At 72.4% G+C, this 20,417-nt stretch carries 26 protein-coding genes; 7 read left to right on the forward strand and 19 right to left on the reverse strand.

Annotated elements, in window-relative coordinates:
• Positions 1-81 precede the first annotated feature (81 nt).
• The 18 genes from OIE12_RS30555 to OIE12_RS30640 all read right to left on the reverse strand — a co-directional run bounded on the left by OIE12_RS30555 (position 82) and on the right by OIE12_RS30640 (position 12,306).
• Positions 82-402 carry a hypothetical protein gene (locus OIE12_RS30555; protein WP_329140936.1) on the reverse strand — a complete coding sequence of 107 codons (321 nt, stop codon included), beginning with the start codon at positions 400-402 and terminating at the stop codon, positions 82-84.
• A 16-nt stretch (positions 403-418) separates the two neighbouring features.
• Positions 419-643 (reverse strand): hypothetical protein, encoded by a 225-nt coding sequence (locus OIE12_RS30560; protein WP_329140937.1) that lies wholly within the window; start codon positions 641-643, stop codon positions 419-421.
• Positions 640-891, reverse strand: a complete 252-nt coding sequence (locus OIE12_RS30565) for a hypothetical protein (RefSeq protein WP_329140940.1) — start codon at positions 889-891, stop codon at positions 640-642. Before OIE12_RS30565 ends, OIE12_RS30560 begins: the two co-directional genes overlap by 4 nt.
• Positions 892-948: 57 nt before the next feature.
• Positions 949-1,647 carry a zinc finger domain-containing protein gene (locus OIE12_RS30570; RefSeq protein WP_329140942.1) on the reverse strand — a complete coding sequence of 233 codons (699 nt, stop codon included), beginning with the start codon at positions 1,645-1,647 and terminating at the stop codon, positions 949-951.
• 50 nt (positions 1,648-1,697) lie between these two features.
• A complete protein-coding gene (locus tag OIE12_RS30575; RefSeq protein ID WP_329140944.1) occupies positions 1,698-2,252 on the reverse strand; it encodes a hypothetical protein in 555 nt (184 codons plus the stop codon).
• A gap of 21 nt (positions 2,253-2,273) precedes the next feature.
• Positions 2,274-2,507, reverse strand: coding sequence for a hypothetical protein (locus OIE12_RS30580; protein WP_329140946.1), 234 nt, complete (start codon positions 2,505-2,507; stop codon positions 2,274-2,276).
• A gap of 119 nt (positions 2,508-2,626) precedes the next feature.
• On the reverse strand, positions 2,627-3,715 hold the full coding sequence (locus OIE12_RS30585) for a hypothetical protein (protein WP_329140948.1): 1,089 nt from the start codon (positions 3,713-3,715) through the stop codon (positions 2,627-2,629).
• On the reverse strand, positions 3,715-4,170 hold the full coding sequence (locus OIE12_RS30590; protein ID WP_329140950.1) for a hypothetical protein: 456 nt from the start codon (positions 4,168-4,170) through the stop codon (positions 3,715-3,717). The genes OIE12_RS30585 and OIE12_RS30590 overlap by 1 nt, the downstream gene beginning before the upstream one ends.
• A gap of 11 nt (positions 4,171-4,181) precedes the next feature.
• On the reverse strand, positions 4,182-5,144 hold the full coding sequence (locus OIE12_RS30595; RefSeq protein WP_329140952.1) for a hypothetical protein: 963 nt from the start codon (positions 5,142-5,144) through the stop codon (positions 4,182-4,184).
• Positions 5,141-5,317 carry a hypothetical protein gene (locus OIE12_RS30600; RefSeq protein WP_329140954.1) on the reverse strand — a complete coding sequence of 59 codons (177 nt, stop codon included), beginning with the start codon at positions 5,315-5,317 and terminating at the stop codon, positions 5,141-5,143. The genes OIE12_RS30595 and OIE12_RS30600 overlap by 4 nt, the downstream gene beginning before the upstream one ends.
• Positions 5,318-5,393: 76 nt before the next feature.
• Positions 5,394-5,534 (reverse strand): hypothetical protein, encoded by a 141-nt coding sequence (locus OIE12_RS30605; RefSeq protein ID WP_329140956.1) that lies wholly within the window; start codon positions 5,532-5,534, stop codon positions 5,394-5,396.
• Complete coding sequence (locus tag OIE12_RS30610) at positions 5,534-7,426, reverse strand: DUF2637 domain-containing protein (protein WP_329140958.1); 1,893 nt, start codon at positions 7,424-7,426, stop codon at positions 5,534-5,536. Before OIE12_RS30610 ends, OIE12_RS30605 begins: the two co-directional genes overlap by 1 nt.
• 188 nt (positions 7,427-7,614) lie before the next feature.
• Positions 7,615-7,986 carry a hypothetical protein gene (locus OIE12_RS30615; protein ID WP_329140960.1) on the reverse strand — a complete coding sequence of 124 codons (372 nt, stop codon included), beginning with the start codon at positions 7,984-7,986 and terminating at the stop codon, positions 7,615-7,617.
• Between the two features lie 111 nt (positions 7,987-8,097).
• Positions 8,098-9,360, reverse strand: a complete 1,263-nt coding sequence (locus OIE12_RS30620) for a glycosyltransferase (RefSeq protein ID WP_329142325.1) — start codon at positions 9,358-9,360, stop codon at positions 8,098-8,100.
• 137 nt (positions 9,361-9,497) lie between these two features.
• Positions 9,498-10,772: a nucleotide sugar dehydrogenase gene (locus OIE12_RS30625; protein ID WP_329140962.1), complete on the reverse strand. Its 1,275-nt coding sequence runs from the start codon at positions 10,770-10,772 to the stop codon at positions 9,498-9,500.
• Positions 10,773-10,862: 90 nt separating this feature from the next.
• Positions 10,863-11,138 carry a hypothetical protein gene (locus tag OIE12_RS30630; protein WP_329140964.1) on the reverse strand — a complete coding sequence of 92 codons (276 nt, stop codon included), beginning with the start codon at positions 11,136-11,138 and terminating at the stop codon, positions 10,863-10,865.
• Entirely contained in the window at positions 11,135-11,875 is a 741-nt protein-coding gene (locus tag OIE12_RS30635; protein ID WP_329140966.1) for a hypothetical protein, read from the reverse strand. Before OIE12_RS30635 ends, OIE12_RS30630 begins: the two co-directional genes overlap by 4 nt.
• On the reverse strand, positions 11,872-12,306 hold the full coding sequence (locus OIE12_RS30640; RefSeq protein ID WP_329140968.1) for a hypothetical protein: 435 nt from the start codon (positions 12,304-12,306) through the stop codon (positions 11,872-11,874). Before OIE12_RS30640 ends, OIE12_RS30635 begins: the two co-directional genes overlap by 4 nt.
• 159 nt (positions 12,307-12,465) lie before the next feature.
• Between OIE12_RS30640 and OIE12_RS30645 the strand changes: the two genes are divergently transcribed.
• A complete protein-coding gene (locus OIE12_RS30645) occupies positions 12,466-12,792 on the forward strand; it encodes a helix-turn-helix domain-containing protein (protein ID WP_329140971.1) in 327 nt (108 codons plus the stop codon).
• 139 nt (positions 12,793-12,931) lie between these two features.
• Complete coding sequence (locus OIE12_RS30650; RefSeq protein WP_329140973.1) at positions 12,932-13,609, forward strand: hypothetical protein; 678 nt, start codon at positions 12,932-12,934, stop codon at positions 13,607-13,609.
• Between the two features lie 232 nt (positions 13,610-13,841).
• On the opposite strand, the gene OIE12_RS30655 is transcribed toward OIE12_RS30650, so the two are convergent.
• Positions 13,842-14,885, reverse strand: a complete 1,044-nt coding sequence (locus OIE12_RS30655; RefSeq protein ID WP_329140976.1) for a hypothetical protein — start codon at positions 14,883-14,885, stop codon at positions 13,842-13,844.
• Between the two features lie 664 nt (positions 14,886-15,549).
• Here OIE12_RS30655 and OIE12_RS30660 point away from each other — a divergent pair.
• From OIE12_RS30660 to OIE12_RS30680, 5 genes are all read left to right on the forward strand, one after another.
• The gene (locus tag OIE12_RS30660) at positions 15,550-16,824 is read left to right on the forward strand and encodes a TfuA-like protein (RefSeq protein ID WP_329140978.1); all 1,275 of its coding nucleotides are present in this window, start codon (positions 15,550-15,552) and stop codon (positions 16,822-16,824) included.
• Entirely contained in the window at positions 16,824-17,939 is a 1,116-nt protein-coding gene (locus OIE12_RS30665) for a YcaO-like family protein (protein ID WP_329140980.1), read from the forward strand. Before OIE12_RS30660 ends, OIE12_RS30665 begins: the two co-directional genes overlap by 1 nt.
• Entirely contained in the window at positions 17,936-18,697 is a 762-nt protein-coding gene (locus OIE12_RS30670) for an SAM-dependent methyltransferase (protein WP_329140982.1), read from the forward strand. Before OIE12_RS30665 ends, OIE12_RS30670 begins: the two co-directional genes overlap by 4 nt.
• 43 nt (positions 18,698-18,740) lie before the next feature.
• Positions 18,741-19,751, forward strand: a complete 1,011-nt coding sequence (locus OIE12_RS30675; RefSeq protein ID WP_329140984.1) for an NAD(P)H-dependent glycerol-3-phosphate dehydrogenase — start codon at positions 18,741-18,743, stop codon at positions 19,749-19,751.
• A gap of 227 nt (positions 19,752-19,978) precedes the next feature.
• The gene (locus tag OIE12_RS30680) at positions 19,979-20,410 is read left to right on the forward strand and encodes a DUF3761 domain-containing protein (protein ID WP_443053972.1); all 432 of its coding nucleotides are present in this window, start codon (positions 19,979-19,981) and stop codon (positions 20,408-20,410) included.
• Positions 20,411-20,417: the final 7 nt, after the last annotated feature.

A 20,417-nucleotide genomic window follows, 5' to 3' on the forward strand; every position in this document is an offset into this window, starting at 1 on the left:
CACAGCTCCTCAGTCCGAGGCGCTCGCTCGAGGCGTTCCCGATCTTGAAAGCGGTCAAGGTGCCCGTACGGACACTTCCGCTCACTGCATGTCGAACATGCCCGACGGGACGAACGGAGCGTACGGGTGGCCCGCGACGTGCTCGTACAGGCAACGGCGCGCCTCCGCGTACAGGTCGTCCTCCGACAGGTTCCCGCTGAGGGGCGATTCACGTACTCGGGCCAGGATGCTGTCCGCAGTCTCGGCATCGACCTGGAGCCACCGGACGAGCGCCTCGTACCGGAGCGCCCGCTCCTCCCGCTTCGCGGCCTCGGCCGCCGCCTGGGCGTGCGGGTTGAGTCCTGCTACGAGGTGCACGGCGAGCGGCGTTGTCCCCGGTGTGCTGCTGGTGGTAAGGGTCATATGGCATGGTGGCAGGTCACGTGCGTGTCCGGCGCCGCTGGCACCAGGCGAGTCCGCAGTCGATGATCCGCGGGTTGGTGTACGTGGCGACGAAATCGTGTCCGCCGCCCGGCTGCTCACCCGGCGCGGGGGTGTCGATGCCGAGTTCTGCTTCCAGCCGGGCGACGGTGTGCGGGGACGCACGATCGTGGATCGGACATCGGCGTGCCAGGCGCCGCATCAGACGCGTCCAGGCGCTCATGGCTCGTACGGCCCGTAGAAGCCGTCCATCTGGACATTCAGCTCGGCCAGATCCGGATGCGCCGCTACCTCGTGTGCCTCGCTCGTGGTCATGGCGGCGGCCCAGGCGCGCATGGACTGCGTCGCGAGGACAGCGTTGGCGGCGACGTCGATCTGCGCGGCCAGGACACGGCCGGCGGCGGCCACGGCGCGCAGCATCCGTGCCTTGACCTCGTACGGGTCGGGGGTGGTCACGTCTCGTCCTTTCATCCCTGCCGACGTCCCGGGCCGGTGCGCCACCGGCCCGGGAGGTTCGCCGGGCCGGGGTCAGGCGTCGGGGAGGGCGACGGGGTTCGGGCCGAGGTAGCCGAGCCGGGCATCCACGCGTGCCTCGGCCTCCCGCCGCCGCCCGGTGTGTGCCTGCTCGGCTGCCCAGCCCTTCGAGGTTTTGCACTGTTCGCCGGGCTGCGCCTCGCACCGGCCGCACTCGATGACGAGGACCTCGCGCTCCACCGCGGCGTTGCGTTCCCGGTTGCGGCGGGCCATCGCCGTCTTGGACTCCCAGGCGATCAGGACCGACCGCGGTACGGCGGCCATCCCTTCCGGGTAGGTGGTGGCGCCGGTCTTCGGGGCGTCGCGGGCGACGCGGATCAGCTGCCACTGGGTCGGGATGACGGCCGGACCGCCGTAGTCGTCACGGTCGGTGTCGACGGCCGCCGCGCCCCAGGGGTCGCCGCCGGGGAAGGTGGTCGCGAGGGGGACGTCCCCCTCGACGATGCGCGCCAGGAAGGCGAGGCGCTGCGCGTGCTCCTTGGCCTGGCCGGCCAGGGACCGCAGGCTGTCGATGGTCGGCTCGAGCTCGACCGGGGTCGCGGGTGTTTCGGCGGCGCGGGCGAGCTGGCGCAGGAGGAGGTCGACCGAGGAGAGGTGGGCGGCGAGTTCGTCGAGGGTGATGGTCTTCCCCTCGTACAGGTGGTCGTGCTCGGCCTCGGCCGGCGTCTCGTGTTGGGTGGTCGTACTGGTCACGCGGTGCTCCAGGTGAGTGCTGAACGGGGTGCGGGGAGGGTGGGGCCGGGTCAGCGGCGGGCGCGGAACGGGTCCTTGACGTCGCCGCGGGCGATCCCGGCGACGAGGGCCGCGACCTCGCGCGCACCGTCGGCCGTGGCCGGGGCGTAGATCGTGAAGGACCTGGTGCGCATCTGGTTGACCATCAGTTCCCAGCCGCTGTCGGCGTACAGGGCGACCGCGAGCCCGGTGTAGCATGCGATGCCCCAGCGGGGGCCGCCGTCGACGGGTTCGATGGCGATTCCCATGCGGACGACGCTGTGGGCGATGGTGAGGCCCTCGTCCCGGAACGCGCCGGTGAGTGCGTGTTGCAGCTCGACGAGCTCTCCGGAGGAGCGGTCGGTGGCGGGCCTGCCGTACTGGGCAGTGGCGGTCTCGGCGGCGGCCTGCGCCAGCCAGCCCGGGCCCTCCGCCCGCCGGTCGATGCCGCGTTCGTCGAGGACGCCGAGCCAGGCGTCGAGGAGACCGGCGGCCTCCGCGATGACGCTGGGCGCGTGAAGGGCGGCGAGGGGGTAGAGGTAGGTGCTGATGCGGTCGATCGATGTGCTGGTGGGCTGCGAAGCCATGGAGCCTGTTCTTCCCGGGTGTTAGACGGCCTGAACGAGTAAGGCGACCAGGAGCAGCGCCACCACGAACGCCAGGGCACCGAGTTGGCCGGTGTCCGGGAGTTCGAGGCGTGTCTGCTCGACGTGTTCGCCGTAGGGGTGGCCGCCGTCGTGACGCCCGTCGCGGTGCTCGTCGCCCCACTCCTGTGCGCGGCCCTCGGCCCAGTAGGACGGGGAGGTGATGGCGCAGCGGGGGCAGTTGTAGCGGTACGGCATCGCAGCCTGCTCTCTGAATGCTGGGCAGCAGGGGGTCCGGGTGTGACGGTAGACGGCCGGTAGATGGAGCGGTAGACGGTCGGTAGATGAGGCCGGTAGATGGCGTGTGAGCTGGGCGTCTACCCCCCTCCTGGCCTGGGCTGAGACGCGGCCGGGGAAGGGGTTGCATCGGGGGTGCGGGAGGGGCGCGCGGCCGGGCCGGTGAGCGCCCCGAGCAGGCGGGCGAGAAGGCCCCCGGACGGGGCCGGCTGGACCCCCTCCCCGGCCGGCCCGCCGGGACCCTCCGCAGCGGGTACTGCGGGGCCCTCCTCCGAGGCCCGCTCGGGGGCGGGGAGGGGGCTGTCGGGATGGACCGGGGCGTAGGCGAGGACGGCCTGCTCGAGGGGCATGCCGAGCGCCGCAGCGAGCTCGTCCGCCCGGACCCCGTACGTCGGCCCGGGCGCGCCCTTCAGCTTCAGGTTCCGGTTGACGGGGATCGCCAGCCGCTCGAGGTGCGCCTTGAGGGTGCCCACTCGCCACGTGGCGGGGATGCCGGGCTCCGTCAGCAGCGTGTTGAGGTGCACGCCCTTGAATCCTTGCCGTGCCGCCTTGAGGACTCGGGTGATGACGAGGTGGTGCAGCCACTGCTCCGCTGCTTGCACGGCCTCCCGCGTCGGCGCCCCGTCGGGCTGTCCGTCGGCCGGCGCCGGGTCGGCGGGAGCGGGCTGCTGCGCCTGGCGGTGCTTGTCGTGCTGCGCGGTGAGCCACGCGGCGACGCTCCACCACGCTGCGGCGAACGGAGCGAGGACGGCCATGTCCGGGGCCAGGGCGTGGAGACCGGCGGCGAGCGGCCGCCGCAGAAAGCACCAGGCGACCCAGGCACTGAGGCCGGCCAGCAGCCAGGTGTCCACGGCCCCGCTGCGCGCCCTGGCGGTCGCGGCTGCCCGGCGGCCCTTCCCTGCCTGCTTCGCGGGGGCCATCACCGGTGGGGCGGACGCTGGCGCACCCTCACCACCCGTGCCGCCCTCAGCGCCTGGCGTGCGGTCGGAGGGCGCCGCCGCGGGCGGCGTGCGCGGTACGGAGGGAGCGCCGGGGCGGCCGGTCGTGGCGAGTGTCCTGCATCGCCGGTAGCCGGCCGCGGCGAGTAGCGCGGCGCGGCGTGCGAGGAGGCGGCTGCCGACGTCCAGATCGCGGGCCAGCGCGGTGAGGGTGTACCGGTCGCCGGACATCACATGCTGCCCAGGTTGCCGAGCGTGGTGCGGGCCGCGTTGAGGAGGACCGCGCCGATCCCGCCGGCCTTGATCCAGTACACCGACGCGGCCAGGCCGAACAGCATCGGCCAGATCATCCGCTTCCACTTCGGCCCCCACGCGGCGAGCGTGAGGAAGATGGCCTTCCCTGCCGCTCCCCAGTCACCGAACCCGGACTCGGCGTTGATGGACTCGGGGATGGAACCGATGCCGGTGATGACGTCGTTCCAGTTCCCGCCGGCGGCCTCCATCAGCGACCCCGTCAGCAGGGACCACAGGGTGACCTTCTGCTTCGTGTTGATCTTGATGGTGTCGGAGCCGCGTACGCCCAGGATCAGCAGGAGCAGCGCGCACGCCGCGAGCCCGCTCAGGGTGATCGACCCCAGGAGGGTGCCGTGCCCCAGCGAGGGAGCGGCGGCCATGGTCGTGTACACGAGGGGCCCTTTCAGTGCGTGCCGGGAGCGTAGAGCGCGGCGGCGAGGAGAGCGGAGGCGAGGGGGACGCGGGCCAGCCACCGCACTGGCGCCCAGGCGTGGCGGAAGCGGCGGTCGACGAGCCAGTACAGGCCCCCGCACAGGACCCCGGCCGTCGCCAGCAGCGCGACCGCAGAGGGGTCCAGCCCGACGTAGCCGCCGTACTGGTTGAGGACGTCGACCACGCCCGGGGCCACGCCGGGAGCGACACCGGCGGCCACGACGCAGATGACGGCCCTGCTCACGAAGGCGGGCACGGGCAGCACCAGTTCGAGCGACTGACGGATCGTCATGCCGGCGGTGAGCTGCCAGGCCGCCACGCAGCCACTCACGGAGAGGAGGGAGCCGAGCGTGGGTGAGGCGTGCTGGTCCGCAGCAGGGAGCGCGCTGCCCAGCAGGGAGACGAGGCCGACGCCGTACCCGAACAGCCCGGCGCTCGCCGAGAAGGCGATGGGCTTGAGGTGGCTGACCACCGGGCCCGACTTCCGGCCCTGCGCGCGCTTCCCCGCCGGGGCGTCCGGCTCCTGGCCGTCCTGCCTCCCCGGTGCGTACGGCGCCGGGGCTGCGCCCGGGGCGGGGGCATCCGGCTGCGGGGCGGGGACGTCGAGCTGCTCGTCGCAGAGCAGACACAGCAGAGCGAGGAGCTCCCCGGTCACGAGGGAGTGGACGGGCTCCACCCGGCCGTGCGCGCAGTCCGGCCGCACGGGAGCGGTGCGGCGGCGCCTGCGCCCCCGCTCAGGCTGCCGCTGTCCGCCCAGCGTGGACAGGCCGGGTATCTCCCGCGTGGGCGGGACAGCCGGCTCGGGCGGCTGGGCTGACTCGGCCACTACGGGCGACGGCTCGGGGGCAGACGCGGGCTCGTACAGGCGGTTCCACCAGTCTTCGGGCGCCCCGTCGTCCCCGGCGGCCGGAGGCCCGGCAGCCTCGGTACTCACCGGGACTCCTTCGCGGGCGGCCGGCCACCGCGACGGGGACGGCGTGGGGGCATCGTCTGGGCGAGGCACCACACGGCGACGACCGCAGCGAGCAGCGGCAGCAGCTGGGGGCACGCGACGGAGACGACGGCGGCGACCCCGCCGACGAGGGCAACACGGACGAAATGGCGCATGCAGAAGTCCTCAGCGCAGAAGCGGGATACGGGGGGCTCGCAGCCGCGAGCGGGGAGAGGAGTACGGCGGCGGTGGTCACCACGACTGCGGGAAGAGCAGGCAGCACAGAGCGATGATGATCGCCGCGATCGTGGCGACTGCCCTCAGATCTGTGTGGCGGGTACGGGTGGCGATGACCGCAGCGGCGATACCGCCTCCGAGAATCACGTAGAACATCAGGCGCTCCCAGAGATGGTGGCAAGGGCGGGTTCGGACAGCGGCTGGTAGCCGGCGGCCAGGAGCTCGGCGGCTTCGCGGCGTCGCTCCGAGGCGGTGGACACGGACACGCTCAGGGCCTCCGCGATCGCGGACAGCTCGACGGCCTCGGGCCGGCCGTCGCCCTGGGCGAGGATCATCCGGGCGACCCTGCGCGCGTCCCGCTCCCGGGGGGTGAGGCGGGCGTAGTCCTCCGCTACGACCGCACGGGCCTCCGTTTCGGCCACACGCCGTCGCGTTTCGGCGGCAGCCCGCCGCGCCTCCTCGGCAGCCCGGGCCGCGGCGGCGGCGCGCTCCTCGGCGGCGCTGGCGGCGGCGTTCGTTTCGGCCGCACGCCGTCGCGTTTCGGCGGCACGCGCCTCCGCTTCGGCCGCGCGGGCGTCGGTTCCGGCGGCAGCGGCCCTCGTTTCGGCCGCGCTCCGTTCACGCTCGGCAGCCTCCTCCAGGCGCCGGCTGTTCTCGAGCGCCCGGGCGGCCGCGGCCCGCTGCTCTTCGGTGAGCTGCGCCTCCGTTTCGACCGCGCGGGCCTGCGTTTCGGCGGCGGCCCGTCGGGCTTCGGCCGCGCGCTGCTCGGCCTCCGCGGCGTCGGCATCATGGCGCGCGATGGCTGCGGCGGCGGCGGCACTCTCCTCGTCGGCGACGGCGGCCTGGCGGCGGAGCTCGGCCGCCTGTGACTCCGCTGCGGCGGCTTCCTCGTCCGCGGTGGCGGCTGCGGCGCGGGCGCGGGCGGCCCGCTCGAGGGCCTCCGCGGCCTCCGCCGACTCAAGGGCCTCGGCCTCCTGGACGGCGACCCGCTCGTGGGCGTCGGCGACAGCGGCCGCTTTCGAGTACGCGGCACGGGCGTCCACGGCCGCGAGTTCCTTGCGGGATGCGGCGTGCTGGCGTGCCTCCTCGACTGCGGTCTGGGAGTCGAGTAGCCGGATCTCGTCCTGGTCGGCCTCCATCTGCTCGGCGATGCGGCGCTCCCGGGCCTTGCGGGCGTCGGCTGCAGCGCGGCGCTCGGCCTCCTCCGCGGCCTGCTCCGGGATGGCGAGCGCCTCTTCCACGCTCAGCCCGAACGGCGCCATGATCATCGGTAGGCGTTCATCTACGGGCGCGCCCCGCCAGCCGCGCCAGTTGCCCCTCCCCCGGGGGTAGCGGCGGGCGAGCATGGCGCGGTAGACGACCTGCTCACGGTGCCTGTCTACCGCCTCCGTGTAGGAGCGGAGGCCGTGGAGTTTCATCCGGCGGAACATCAGCCAGGAGCCGGCCGGGTCGAGGAGCCAGCGATGCGCGGGCACGCCGTCGCTCTCGGCGCCGGTGGGGGTCATCCGCACGATGACCTTGCGGGCTGCCTCGACGGAGATGACGAACATGACCGGGACGACGGCGTGCATGCCGGCCCCGATGAGGTCGTCCGTGAACGGGCCGTCGGAGGCGGCGGCGTTGAAGACGATCGTGGCCGCGGTGAAGGCGTGGGCGGTGAGCCGGACCAGGGGCCAGCGGATCTTGCGGTGGGTCAGGTACAGGTCGATCGCGTACAGGACGACGATCCCGACATCGACACCAACGGGAAAGACGCGCGCGAACTCGCCGAGGCCGTGCTGCTGCCCGAGGCGGACGAGGGAGCGGTAGCTGCCCGTGAAGCCGATCGCGGCGAGGACCAGGCCGCCGACGATCGCCAGGGCTTCCAGGGCGCGCCGCGTACCCGTCGCCCTTGCTCCCGGAACGGCCCGGCCCGTCCCTGGAACGGCGTCGCCTACTCCCGGAACGGAGGTCCGCGTCTTCGGAACGGCAGCCCGGGCCGGCGTCCGGGGGCGTCCGGCGGTGACGGGGACCCACGCCGCGGCGAGGGCGCCCCCGGAACCCGCCATGCCCGTGTCCGGAACACGGCCCGGCGTCCCCGGAACGCGGCCCGGTGCTCCCGGAACGCGCGGGCGCGTGCTCGGAACGCGCCCGCGCGCTGTCGGAACGGAGCGGTGTCGCCACGGCGTGAGGCGTGCGAGGAACGTCATCAGGCTGCCTTCCGGGTGAGGGTGGACGCGGGCGGGCCGGTGCGCCGTCAGGCGCCGTCGGAATCGGGAGGCGCGGGCTCGGAACGACTGTTGGTACGCCCGCAGGTGTGCTCCTGGCCTCCCGTCAGGAAGCCTTCGGTGCAGCAGTCCCGCCCCTCGGCCGCGAGCTCGGCGAGCCGGACCTCGGTCTGGGCCCGGTGCTCGGTGACGCTGTCCAGGAACGCTGTGGCGGCCTCGGGCGACTTGTAGTGCGCGACGTGCGCCAGGAGCGATCCAACAAGGTCCGCCGCCACGCAAAGCGGGACGAGGACACGGCGCTCTTCCTGATGGTCGTCCGAGGCATGCGCTTGCGGACTGCGGTCGCCGGGCTGGTACTGCCAGCCGGTGAACTCGAGGTCGACGGCCGGATGGCCGTGCATGCAGGGGATCCTCGGTTGAAGGGCCAGGCTGGTGCCTTCCGCGATGAACGGTGGAGTACCGGGCCTGAAAGCGAAGCGAGGTGACATGGCGAATCTCCAGGCAGTGGGGGGTTAGCGGGTTGTGGGAGGGGCCGCAGGGCTGGTGTGGGAGGGGGCGGGCGCGCGCCGTCTGCCGGTACCGCGAACCCGGACCAGGGACAGGGGGATGCACAGGGCCGCGGCGGCGCCGAGGCCCCACAAGGCGGTGCTGCCGAGGTACCCGCCGGCGAGCGAGGCGGCGGTGCCCGCGTAGACGCCGACCTGCGCGAGGGCGCGGCGGCGGCGTCGCGTCATCGGGGTGATGACGGTCTTGCGTCCGGAGCGTCCGGTCCAGGAGGCGTAGTGGCGGCCCAGGAACCACTCACGGCACATCGACTTGGTGTACAGCCACTTGTTGTAGAAGTTCAGGAGCGTGTACGGGGCGAAGCCGAGGGCGGCCTTCTTCCAGCCGACGACGCGGGAGACCAGGTACATGGTCAGCGCGGTGTGGCCGGCGAACCAGTAGCCCATGTACCGGAACATCGACAGGTGCTGCCAGGTGGCCAGGTTGTAGACCACGACGAGCGCCCACCACCACAGCGTGACGAGATCGAACATCGCCGTCCCCACCGTGAGGAGGGATCGCCAGTGCCACATCTGCCCGCGGTACCGGGCGACGTTCTGGAAGTAGCCGGCGGCCCACCGGGGCATCTGCGCCCGGTACTCGGCCCAGTTCTCCGGGTCGACGGTGAGGGTCAGCGCGGCCGGGGTGTACCAGGCCTTGTAGCCGTTCTCGTGGAGTTTCCAGGTGATGTCCATGTCGGCGCTGATGAGGCCGTTGGGGAAGCCGCCGACAGCCCGCACCACGTCCGTGCGGAAGGCGTAGGAGGCGCCGGTGAGGACCTGGAGGCGGCCGACGCGGCGCTGGCACAGGCGCCACCACTGGCTGCCCAGGCTGTAGGCGAAGCGCCGGGCTTCGATGAAGAACCCGGTTTCCTGCAGGGGCAGGATGCTGGAGCAGGTGGCGTCGTAGCCCTTGGCCAGGTCGGCCAGCATCAGGGTGATGCAGTCCCGGGTGGGGCGGGAGTCGCCGTCGAAGCCGACGATCACGTCGGCCGTGATGTAGGGCAGGGCGTCGTTCTGGTTCGCCGCCTTGTCGGCGTGCGAGGTCTCCAGGACGAGGCTCGCGCCGGCCTCGCGGGCCACCTGGGCGGTGCGATCGTTGCAGGAGTCCGCCACGACGATGAGCTGGGCGATGGGGTACGGCTGGTCCAGGCACGCCTGGACCAGCTCCCCGATCGTCGTCTCCTCGTTGTGCGCGGGGATGAGGACGGCGACCGTCAGCGGCTGGGTCAGCCCCGGCTCTGCCCCGTCACGAACTTCAGTGCGCCCCCGACCGCGCCCATCACGATCGCGACGAACGTCAGGAGCATCGCTCCGAAGCCGGTGTGCGCCAGGCCGTTGTACATGTGTTCTCCCTTGGGTCATGGCTGTCACAGCCGTTCGATGTGCGGGGCGACGGGCATGACGCCCCGCGTGTCCAGCACGTAGGCCGCCTGGTCGGCGACCGCGGTGAGGTCGAATTCGTCGTGCGCGGTGAGGAGCACGACGGCGTCGTAGTGCCCGTACGGCATCGGAGGCGTGGGCCCGGCGAGAGCCGTCGGCGCAGTGGCGGGGCGGCAGGTGCGCTCGGCCGCGACGTGCGGGTCGAGGGTGTCGACGAAGGCGCCCTTGGCCTGGAGCTGGGCGACGACCTCGGCGGCCGGTGACTGCCGGGCGTCGCTGGTGCCCGGCTTGTACGCCAGGCCGAGCGCCAGGATCCGGGCGCCGTGCACGCCGCGGTGGAAGCGGACGTTGAGCGCGTCCTGAAGGCGCTGGACGACATAGGCGGGCTGGCCGTCGTTGATGTCCTGCGCGAGCTCCACGAGCCGGAACGCCTGCCCGTGCCGGGTACGGACGTGGTGGGTGAGGTAGACCGGGTCGACCGGCAGGCAGTGCCCGCCCACACCCGGACCCGGCAGGAACCTGGTGAACCCGAAGGGCTTGGTGCCGGCGAGCCGCAGGGCGCGCCACACGTCCACCCCGAGGGTGTGGGCCAGGCGGCTGAGCTCGTTGACGAGGGCGATGTTCACGTGGCGAAACGTGTTTTCGAAGACCTTTGCCAGCTCTGCCTCTTCCGGGGTGCCGGCGGGGACGAGGTACTGCGTGAGCCCGGCGTAGAAGTGCTCGACCCGGTCCAGGCACTCCGGCGTCAGCCCGGAGATGATTTTCGGGGTGTTGGTGAACCGCCACTGCTCGTTGCCCGGGTCGATGCGCTCCGGGCTGAACCCGAGATGGAAGTCCCGGCCCGCTTGCAGACCGGTGGCCTTCTCCAGGATGGGCATCAGTACGCCGCGCGTGGTGCCCGGGTGGGTGGTCGACTCCAGCACCACCAGGCCCCCATGCCTCAGGTGGGATCCGACGGTCTGCGCGGCCTCCCGTACGGCGCTGAGATCGGGCTGGCGGTCCGTCAGCGGCGTGGGCACGGTGATGACGGCGACGTCGAACCCGGCGAGGAGTTCCTCGTGCCGGGTCGGCTGGTAGCGGCCGGTGGCCAGGGCCCGGCGGAGACTTTCGTCGGGGACGTCCTCGACGTACGAGCGGCCTACCTGGAGCTGTTCGCACCGCTGTGTGTCGGGTTCGAACCCGACGACGTGGTGGCCGTCCTCGATGGCGGCCATGGCGAGGGGCAGGCCGACGTAGCCCTGCCCCATCACGACGATCTTCACTACGGGATATCCCCTTCTGGGATCAGTTGGGAGGGTGGCCGGGGCGCCGCTCAAGAAGGGGCGCGGCACCCCGGCCGCTCAGGGGGCTGGTCAGCGCGGCACGGAGACCAGTCGCATCGCCTCCGCCCGGACGACCTCGATGTCCCCCTCGCGGGAGACACCGGCCGCACGCGACCGGAAGGCGTCGTGGAGCACGGCCATCGCGTCGGCGAACACCTCGGCGCCGTCCGCCCCCGCCTGCGGGAACGGGGCGTCCGGGTCGTCCCACACCGCCAGCCGCACCGCGCTGTCCAGATCCAGGGCGGGCTCGATGACCATCGCGTCAGCGGCGAAGGCCAGGACCCGCGCGGTCGCCGGCCCGTTCACGCGCCCTCACCTCCCGCCTGCTGCGCGTCGTGGGCGGCCACGAGCTCCAGGAGCGCCTCGCCGAGTGCCGCCGCGGCGTTGGCCATCGCACTGTGGGAGTGGACGTTCGCCGCCCGGTGCCGGGCCAGGGCACGCCGCCCCGCCTCCCACGCCTCCGGCAGCCCGGGCGAGGGCGCCCCGGTCTCCCGCTCCCACGGCAGCAGCGGCGAGTACGGGTGGACCGCGTTCTCCGGCAGCCCGTACGAGCGCGCGTAGTCCACCGCCCGTCCGTGCTCGGCGAAGACGGGCCACTCCTCCTCGTCCCGGCCGGTCTGCACCCGGAACACCAGCTCGCTCTTCGAGGGCGGTGCGGCTGCCTGCTCGAGCAGACCGGCCTGCCGGCCGTCCCCGAGGTACTCCCGCAGCACCCGCCGCAACCCGGTACGCACCGCGACCAGCGCCTCACCGGCCAGCGCGTGGTCACTGCCCTGCACGTCCTCGAAGCGGGCGAGGACCTCCCGGGCCGTCGTCTCCGCCGGCGTCAGCCGCGCACCCTCCAGCCGCAGGGAGTCGCAGACCTGCTCCAGCACGTCACGGACCGCGCCCAGCGCCTCATCCACCGGCGCCGTACCGCCACCGCGCACCGGCCCGTACCGGGCGTGGACCTCGCGGGCGAGCTTCCACGCCTCCTGCAGCGGCATCACGACGTCGCGGTAGTACCGCCCGGCCGGACTCGGAGCCGGGTTCGGGCCGTTCATGCCGCGCACCCGGCGAGCGCACGCACCAGCGGCAGCTCGCTCCGGCCGGCGTCCCGCGCCCAGTCGCCGTCCCACTCGGTCACGAACTCCACCGGGCGGGTGCCGTCGACGGGGACCGTCACCGTGATCTCCATGACCGGCTGGGCGCTGGGGGTGCCGGGCTGCGGGACGGGGCGGGCGGTGACGGTGCCCCCGTGCCGCTCGTAGACGTCGTTCAGCTCCCGCTGCGACCAGAGGAACCGGCGCGTCAGCGTCTCACCCAGCTCGGGCCGCGGCTCCCACAGGGGCGTCCCGAGCAGACGACGGATAGCGGCCACGGCCTTGCGGTCCGGGGCTGGCGCGGTAAGGGCGCGCTCCAGCCGGGCGGTCGCGGTGGTGGCGGCGGAGGGATGGAGTTCGGTCGGGCACAGCGGGTCGGTAGTCTCGGGCACTGCCTGCCCTTTCGCAGTCAGGGTGGGTGCCCCCGGCCCAATGGCGTACCAGCGCCGGGTCGGGGGCTTTTTCTTATCGAGCAGCGGGTAGCCGCCTGATCAGCATGTATACCATGACATACGCGTGCTGGCTGGCGGTCTGCCGAGAAAGGGACAGGCGTGGCCAGAGAGGTCTCCAAGGAGGCGCAAAGAGTGTTCGACGCGTTGTCGCAGGTGGAGGCCATTGAGGATCCAGAGGAACGCGCGGTGGCGATCAGTGAGGTGCTCGCCGACCAGGCGAAGAGAGAGGCGCGTCTGAAGGCGCTGCGGCGCGAGGTCGTCCTGCAACTACGCGCTCAGAGGGTGCCGTACCGGGCGATCGCGGCACGGTTGAAGGTCTCCCTGGGGACGGTCCAGAACATCGAGCGCGGTCACTCCGGAGCCTGGGGGACCAAGCCCCGCACCAAGCCCGAAGCCGCTGAAGAAGCCGGGCCGGCCGACAGATGAACCAGACCAGCGGCCCCCGTCCGGAAGCGCTCCGGGTGGGGGCCGCATCGCACCCGTGCGACAGGCGTTATCGAACTGTGCACCGCCGGGGCGCGAGAGCAAGGTAAGACTCAAGTCCGTACGCCACTTGGGGGGCAATATGACCGATCGGCCACAGAGACCACCCCGTCCCGACGAGGACGAGGACCTGCTGCGGTTCCACAACGGGGACACCCTCGACAACATCCCCGTCGTCCGCCTGCCACCCGATCCGCCGCAAGGCGCCACGACACAGAGGGTGCCCGTGTGGAGGCTGGCCGCGGGGGCGGTCGCTGTCGCGGGGGTGTCCGCGCTGGCGGTGATCGGCGCGCTGCAGCTCGCCCGCGGGGACGGCGGCGCGCCGCAGGCGGCCGCTGCGCCCGAGCGGTCTTCGGGCGCGGCGCCGGCCTCGACGCCGGATCGTTCGGTGTCGGCCGCGCCGGCGCCGTCGGAGTCGGTGTGGGAGGCGCCTGCTGCGTCGGCGACGCCTGCCGTGGGCGGCCTGGAGCGTGTGCGGGTGGTGCAGGCGCCGGAGACGGGCGGGGATCCGGGGGTGACGTACTGCCTGGTCTACACGGGTTCGTCGTCCGGGGATGTGCGCGACGCGATCCTGCTGATGAACCGTCCGGCGGCCGAGTGCACGGACCTGTTGCAGTACGACCCCGTCGCCGGCGCGTTCTCGGACTCGGAGCTGGAGTGCGCGGCGCCGTCGCGGCCGGTGCTGCTCACGTTCGACGAGGCGTCGGCGTGGGCGGGGTCTGTGCTGTACAGCTGCCTGACGCGGCATCACGGCGCGTAGACCCGGGGGCGCGCCGCGGGGTTCTCGTGGTCGTACGGCCGATAGGTCGACTGGTGTCCAGCGCGGCCGGTGTGGTCCGAGCGCGCCAGCCGGGATTGAAGACTGTCAGCCGGCCCTGCGTGGGCGGCAGGGGCGCACGTCGGCGGAACTGCTGAGCCGCGTGGCGTCGATGGCCGGAATCGTGGCGTGGCGAACCTGACTTCTCCGAGGAGGAGCAGCTTGGTTCGCCTCGCTACTTCTCCTGTCCCGGGCTTCGGGCGAGCCTCTGCGCAGTGGCGATGAACAGGTGGCGTCCCTGGGCAGGGACAAGGACGATCAGGGCGCCCAGAGCCGCTGCTCCGTAGGAGTAGGGCGCGGCCCACCCAAGGTGGGTAAGCAACCAAGGGAGACCGACGAAGACGGCGGCAGCTGCGAGGAGTTGTCCTGTCGTGCCGACCATTCGCCCGATCTCGGGATGGTCCCTCACTGGTTGCATGTCCTTGATCTCTTCCTCTGGCAGTAGTGCTGCGAGGTGCCCGAGGAGATAACTGTCGGAGATCTGCATGACGAGCGTGACTAGCTCACGCAGAGCGTCCTCACGGTTCGTGTCGAGTCCAGCCTCCGTGCTCCGCAGCCTAGCCACGACTCGCCGCGCGTGATTCACGGCCGTCCGATGGCGCGTTCGTGCGTGCGAGGGGATGGTTCCCGCTTGGACATGACTCGTGATCACTGATTTGCCGAATGCATGAAGTCGTGTCGACAGCGCATGGAGCGCGGCGGCGTCTGTGTCGCGATCCGCAGCTTTGCCCGCATAGATGACTACTAGAGCCGCGTGCTCGATTAGGCGATATCGGTGGCCGGCGTCCACAAAACCACGCCAGATCGCGAATCCGATCAGGAAGCAGTACAGGACTACTCCGAGAGCGCCGGGCAGGCGCCAGACTTCCGGGATCCGAACTGCGAGCGAATGAGGAAAGTGCACTTTAAGGATGAGTGGGTCGTAACTCGGCCAAACCATGACCACAATCATGCATAGCATGAAGCCGATAAAGGCGAGCCCGAGCCACGAGTTGAGGTACAGATCTACACGTGTCCGAGCCAGACGTCGCGCCCACAACGCGCGGCGGAACCGTTTCGGAACTCGCCCCAAGGATGCGATGGCGAGACCTTGCTTCAGGGCAGGAACGATGGTGACGACCTGATGGCGCGCTCGCCGCGCCGCGTCTCGCTTGGTGATCATCGGCCACACACTTTGGCATTGAAACTCAAGCGGCAGTTCACTTGCGCGATGTTCCATGACGCCCCCCGGATCATTGTCACAGTACTGCCCGTAGATTCTCAATGGCCGAGACTTCCCGTCTGGCGTTTACCCGCATTGTCTTCAGTGACTGCGGCTGGTCCACCTTGTCGACGGGAGACCGGGGGGCTGCCGCTTCTTCGCAGCACGGCAGAGGCGGCGGCCCTGTCCGCGGCTACGAGGGTGGGTGCGGGAAGGGACCGTGCGCCTCCGTGTCTACGGCAGAGGGCGTACAGGGGCTCAAGCACGTTGTCCGGCCCCCTTTGTCTTGCGTACGTGGGCCGGCGGGGTAGCGCGGTCGGGGCGCGTGGGGGCGCGGCCGTGCGGGTTTCGCGCCGGGGTGGTGCGCCTTGTCCGGTGGGGGGCCGGTGGACAACGGTGTTGGACGGCAGGCCGTGGGGGTCTGCTTCAGCTGAGCGAGGAGTGACTCGTGGATCAGTCGAAGTCGGAGACGGTGGACGTCGAACTGCCGGTGGACGGTCGGGTCTGGTCGTCCGCGCCGGTGCGGATCGAGGACGTCGAGGACGAGGGCCCCTGAACCCTGACTCCAGCCGGGGCGCGTTGCCTCCCCGGGTGTACGTCTGACCAGTTCGTGCTGTTCGTGTGGTGCCCCGATGCCTGCGGGTGTCGGGGCACCGCCTTGTCCAGGAGAAGGGGGTTCGGGGTGATTCACGTTTTCACGGGGCCGACGCTGCCCGCGGACGACGACGTGCTGAAAGGCGGGCGGGTGCGGGTGCGTCCTCCGGTGCGGCATGGGGATCTGTTCGGTCTGGCGATCGCCGGCGGGGACGCGGTGGTGCTGGTCGACGGGGTGTACCACCAGCATGCGGCGGTGCGGCACAAGGAGATCCTCGCCCTGCTGGCGCGGGGTGTGCGGGTGATCGGGGCGGCGAGTATCGGTGCGTTGCGGGCGGTGGAGCTCGAGGTGTTCGGTATGGAGCCGGTCGGCCGGGTGGCGGAAGGGTTCAGGTCCGGGCGGCTGGTCGGGGACGACGAGGTCGCGGTCGGACAGGACCCGCAGGACGCCACGGCGGTGACGTGGCCGTTGGTGAACGTGCGGGAGGTCCTGGCGTCCGGTGTGGCCGCCGGGGTCCTGGAGCGCCGGGCGGCCGACGAGGTGCTCGAGGCGTTGCGGGCGGTGTTCTACCCGCAGCGGACGTGGGCGGCCGTGAGGGCGGTGTGCCGGCAGCGCGCGGGTGCGGAGTTCGTGGAGTGGCTCGCCGGGCAGCGGGAGCGGTATCCGCGGTTCGGGGACGTGAAGTACGCGGATGCCCGGGCCGCTGTGCTCCTGGCGCTCGTCGGCGACGGCCAGGAGTACCAGTGCGTGGGGGCCGGCGGCGGGGTCCGGGCGGGGGCGGTCTGCTGGGACTCGGGGTACTTCCGGCGCTGGCGCAACGATCTTGCTGTGGAGGAGGCCGGCGGGCGGCGTCTGCCGACCCGCCTGCGTCTCGCGTACCAGCAGGTTTTCGATCCGTTGTTCCCGGTGGTGTGGTGGCGGTTCCTCGAGGAGTTGTCGCTGCGGCCGGGGGACGGCAGTGCGGGGATGCCGCTGACGGAGCGGATGGCCCCCTATCCGGGGCTGCCGGTGCACGCCGTGTTCCGCGTGGAGCCGGACCTGTCGGACCCGCGCGTCGTGGAGCTGCTGCTGGGACGCGAGACGAGGGCGGACCGGGCGGCCGTGGCCCGGTACGCGGAGGCGGACGCCCGGGCGCGGCGGACGGTTGTGGGGTACGTGGCGGAGGCTGTGCGGGATGAGGTGGCGGTGGGGGTGCTGACGTCGGTGTGGGGCTGCGGTGAGGACGGGCTGGACGAGGCTGCGGCAGTGCGTGGGCTGCGCAGCGGGGGCCGGGCGGTGGAGGTGGTGAAGCCGTTCGTGATGGGGCTGTACGGCGACCGGCGGCGCGGGGCTGTGGCGGCGGGTGCGGGGAGGGCGCTGTGATGCGGGGGACGGTGCGGGCGCGTACGGCGGAGGAGACGTGGGCGGTGCTGGAGCCTCAGTTGGGCCGGTACGGGATCACGCGGGTGGCGGACCTGACGGGGCTGGACTGTCTGGGGATTCCGGTATGGACGGCGATCCGGCCGGGGGCGGTCACGCTGTCGGCGTCGCAGGGCAAGGGGGCGACGGGCCGGCTGGCGGCGGTCTCGGCGGTGATGGAGGCGCTGGAGCTGTGGCATGTTGAGCAGCCGCTGCGGGCGAGCTGGCTGGGTACGGCGGGCGAGGTGGGGGCGCCGTGGCCGTTGACGGAGCTGTCGTGCCGGGTGAGGCACGGCGGGCTCGAGGCGGTGACGCTGCCGTGGGCGGCCGGCACGGGGTTGATCGATGGTGGGGCGGTGCCGGTGCCGGTGGGGCTGGTGGAGCGGCGCCGCCCGCGGCTGTGGGAGCCGGCGTTGTTCAGGGCGACGAGCACGGGGGTGGCGTGCGGGAACACGTGGGCGGAGGCGGTGCTGCACGGCCTGTACGAGGTGGTGGAGCGGCACACCCTGCACGCGGATGAGCAGCTCGGAGGGACGGCGCGGCGGTGGTTCGATCCGGGCACCGTCGTGGACTCCTACGCCGGGTCGCTGATCGGGCGGATCACGGGGGCGGGGGCAGTGCTGGAGACGGCGTGGGTGGTGAGCCCGTACGGGCTGCCGGTGTGCCTGGCCTATCTGTGGTCGGAGGACTATCCGCTGTGGTTCGCCGGGTCGGGCTGCCACCACGATCCGCACGTGGCGCTCGCCCGGGCGGTGACGGAGGCCGCCCAGTCCCGGCTGACGTGTATCGCGGGCACGCGGGACGATCTGCCCTCGCGGGAGGACGTCTTCGACGCGGTGGCGGTACGACCGCGCCCCAAGCGGGCGGCCGCGCGGTGGGACGACGTTCTCGTCGAGTACACGCCCGGGCCGGGCGGGACGTTCGAGGAGCAGGCCGGGCATGTCGCTGAGGTGGTGCGCGGGGTGACGGGCTGGGAGCCGGTCGCGGTCGACCTGGCCCGGCCGGACACCGCGTTCGCCGTGGTGAAGGTGATCGCGCCGGGGGCGACCTCGAGGACCAGGAGGTCGATCCCCCGATGACGGACACCCGTGAGGAGGTGCTGGCGGAGCACTTCGACGCGTTCCACACCGCGCGGGCCGCGCACGGCCTGGTGGACCGCCTGTATGCGGAGGCGATGGGCGACGCCTACCCGCACGACGTCGCCCCCTACAGCTCCTGCGACCTGGTCCTCCTGGGCCAGCTGGTGGGACGGCTCCGGCTGCGGCCCGGCCAGGTGTTGGGGGACGCGGGGTGCGGGACGGGCGGGGTGGGGCTGTGGCTGGCCCGGGCGCTGGGCGTGCGGCTGGTCGGCTGGGACGTCTCTCTGGCGGCCGTACGGCTCGCGACCGGGCGCGCCGCGCGGTTCGCGATGGCGGGGCGTGCCGAGTTCCGGGTGGGGACGCTCGAGGCGAGCCGGCTCCCGGAGGAGAGTCTGGACGGGCTGGTGTGCGTGGACGCGTTCGCCAACGCCGATGCCGGGCGGGCGCTGGGCGAGATGCGGCGGGTGATCCGGGCGGGCGGCCGGCTGGTCGTGACGCGGGCCGGAACCGGCGACGTCCAGGGCAGGGCGGTGACGCAGGCCGCCGAGGCGGGTCTGGTCGTGGAGGAGATCGTGGTGCGGGCGGGTGAGCCGGCGATGTGGGAGCGGCTGTACGGGCTGTGGCAGGAGCGGGAGGCGGAGTTGCGGCGGGCGGTCGGCGACGAGCAGGCCGGGCGGATGCTGCGTGAGGCCGAGCGGATGGTCCCGCGGCTGGCTGCCCGTACGGCGCTCCTCGTGACCATGCGGGTGCCCGGATAGGGTCGCCGGGTCAGCGTCAGGCATCAGGCAAGGGGACAGGTGGATGGTGCGGGTTGCGGTGCTCTCCGCGGGATCGTGGGGTACGACCATGGCCAAGGTGTTCGCGGACGCGGGCAACCGCGTGACGGTGCACGCGCGCCGGCCCGAACTCGCCGCCGCGATCAACCGCGAGCACGTCAACCCGGACTATCTGCCGGGGATCGTCCTGCCCGGGCTGCTGCGCGCGACGAGCGACGTCGGTGAGGCGCTGGCGGGGGCCGAGTATGTGGTGCTGTCGATCCCGGCGCAGTCTCTGCGGTCCAATCTGGCCGGCTGGGCGCCGCTGATTGAGCCGGACGCGGTCCTCGTCAGCCTGATGAAGGGCATCGAGACGGACAGCGGGCTGCGGATGAGTCAGGTCATCCAGCACGTCACCGGGGTGCCGGAGGAGCGGGTGGCGGTGCTGTCGGGGCCGAACCTGGCCAGGGAGATCGCCGCCGGGCACCCCGCCGCCTCCGTCATCGCCTGCCCCGACGAGAACTCGGCCCGCTACCTGCAAGAGGCGTCGCACACCCCGTACTTCCGCCCCTACACAGCGACCGACGTGGTGGGGTGTGAGCTCGGCGGGGCGGTGAAGAACGTGATCGCGCTCGCGGTCGGGCTCGCCGGCGGGCTCGGCCTGGGCGACAACGCGCGCGCCCTCCTCATCACCCGCGGCCTTGCGGAGACAGCCCGGCTCGGGGCGGCGATGGGCGCGGACCCGTTGACGTTCTCCGGGCTCGCCGGGGCCGGCGACCTCATCGCGACCTGCTCCTCACCGCTGTCGCGGAACCGGACGTTCGGCGAGCACCTCGGCCGAGGCCTCAGCGTCGAGGAAGCTACCGCGGCGACCAGGCAGACCGCGGAAGGCGTGAAGTCCTGCCGCGCGGTGCTCGGGCTGGCCCGGGCGCACGGGGTGGAGATGCCGATCACCGAGGTTGTCGCCGCGGTCGTCGACGGCACCGCGACCGTGAGGGACGCCGCCGACGTTCTCCTCGCCCGCACCCCGAAGCCGGAACGCTACAGCGCCGCCTGACCGGCCCCGGCCGGTCAAGGGACGGAGGACGGCTGCGCAAGGAGCGGGGTTAATCGCAACAGCAGGTAACAGAACAATCACTGCGTATGTGTGGGTGTCGTGAACGCCTGTAGCTTCAACCCCCACAACGACCTCAGGGGGGACCTTTGAGCTATTACCCGCCCCAACAGCCATACCAGCCGCAGCCGCCCACCCGCCCGGCGCCGAAGTGGGCACGGAAACGGTTCGTGCTGCCCGCCATGGGGCTGGCGTTGTTCGTCGGTGTCGGAATCGGGGCCAGCGGCCAGGACACCAACGTCCAGGCCGCGGCCGACGCCAAGGCCCGGCCCGCGACCACGGTGACGGCGACCGCGACGGAGACCGCGAAGCCGGAGCCGGCCCCGACCGTCACCAAGACGAAGAAGGTCACGGTGAAGGCGACCGTGACCGTCACCGCGCGCGCCGCGTCAGGCTCGGGCGGTTCGTCGAGCGGGGGAAGTTCCAGCGGCGGATCGTCCGGCGGGAGCACCAGCTCCTCGGGCGGCTCCAGCTCGTCCGGGGGCGGGAGCGTCGCCGGAGGCGGGGCGACCGCCAAGTGCAACGACGGCACCTACTCGTACGCCGCCCACCACCAGGGCGCCTGCTCCCACCACGGCGGCGTAGCGGTCTTCTACAAGTAGCCGGTCA

The sequence above is a fragment of the Streptomyces sp. NBC_00670 genome (genome assembly GCF_036226765.1).
Taxonomy (GTDB): Bacteria; Actinomycetota; Actinomycetes; order Streptomycetales; family Streptomycetaceae; genus Streptomyces.

Bases quoted from the DNA above. Each gene is read 5' to 3' on its own strand.
- OIE12_RS30555 (WP_329140936.1), bottom strand. From the start codon at position 402: ATGACCCTTACCACCAGCAGCACACCGGGGACAACGCCGCTCGCCGTG.
- OIE12_RS30560 (WP_329140937.1), bottom strand. From the start codon at position 643: ATGAGCGCCTGGACGCGTCTGATGCGGCGCCTGGCACGCCGATGTCCG.
- OIE12_RS30565 (WP_329140940.1), bottom strand. From the start codon at position 891: ATGAAAGGACGAGACGTGACCACCCCCGACCCGTACGAGGTCAAGGCA.
- OIE12_RS30575 (WP_329140944.1), bottom strand. From the start codon at position 2,252: ATGGCTTCGCAGCCCACCAGCACATCGATCGACCGCATCAGCACCTAC.
- OIE12_RS30580 (WP_329140946.1), bottom strand. From the start codon at position 2,507: ATGCCGTACCGCTACAACTGCCCCCGCTGCGCCATCACCTCCCCGTCC.
- OIE12_RS30585 (WP_329140948.1), bottom strand. From the start codon at position 3,715: ATGTCCGGCGACCGGTACACCCTCACCGCGCTGGCCCGCGATCTGGAC.
- OIE12_RS30600 (WP_329140954.1), bottom strand. From the start codon at position 5,317: ATGCGCCATTTCGTCCGTGTTGCCCTCGTCGGCGGGGTCGCCGCCGTC.
- OIE12_RS30605 (WP_329140956.1), bottom strand. From the start codon at position 5,534: ATGTTCTACGTGATTCTCGGAGGCGGTATCGCCGCTGCGGTCATCGCC.
- OIE12_RS30610 (WP_329140958.1), bottom strand. From the start codon at position 7,426: ATGGCGGGTTCCGGGGGCGCCCTCGCCGCGGCGTGGGTCCCCGTCACC.
- OIE12_RS30615 (WP_329140960.1), bottom strand. From the start codon at position 7,986: ATGCACGGCCATCCGGCCGTCGACCTCGAGTTCACCGGCTGGCAGTAC.
- OIE12_RS30635 (WP_329140966.1), bottom strand. From the start codon at position 11,875: ATGAACGGCCCGAACCCGGCTCCGAGTCCGGCCGGGCGGTACTACCGC.
- OIE12_RS30650 (WP_329140973.1), top strand. From the start codon at position 12,932: ATGACCGATCGGCCACAGAGACCACCCCGTCCCGACGAGGACGAGGAC.
- OIE12_RS30655 (WP_329140976.1), bottom strand. From the start codon at position 14,885: ATGGAACATCGCGCAAGTGAACTGCCGCTTGAGTTTCAATGCCAAAGT.
- OIE12_RS30665 (WP_329140980.1), top strand. From the start codon at position 16,824: ATGCGGGGGACGGTGCGGGCGCGTACGGCGGAGGAGACGTGGGCGGTG.
- OIE12_RS30670 (WP_329140982.1), top strand. From the start codon at position 17,936: ATGACGGACACCCGTGAGGAGGTGCTGGCGGAGCACTTCGACGCGTTC.
- OIE12_RS30675 (WP_329140984.1), top strand. From the start codon at position 18,741: ATGGTGCGGGTTGCGGTGCTCTCCGCGGGATCGTGGGGTACGACCATG.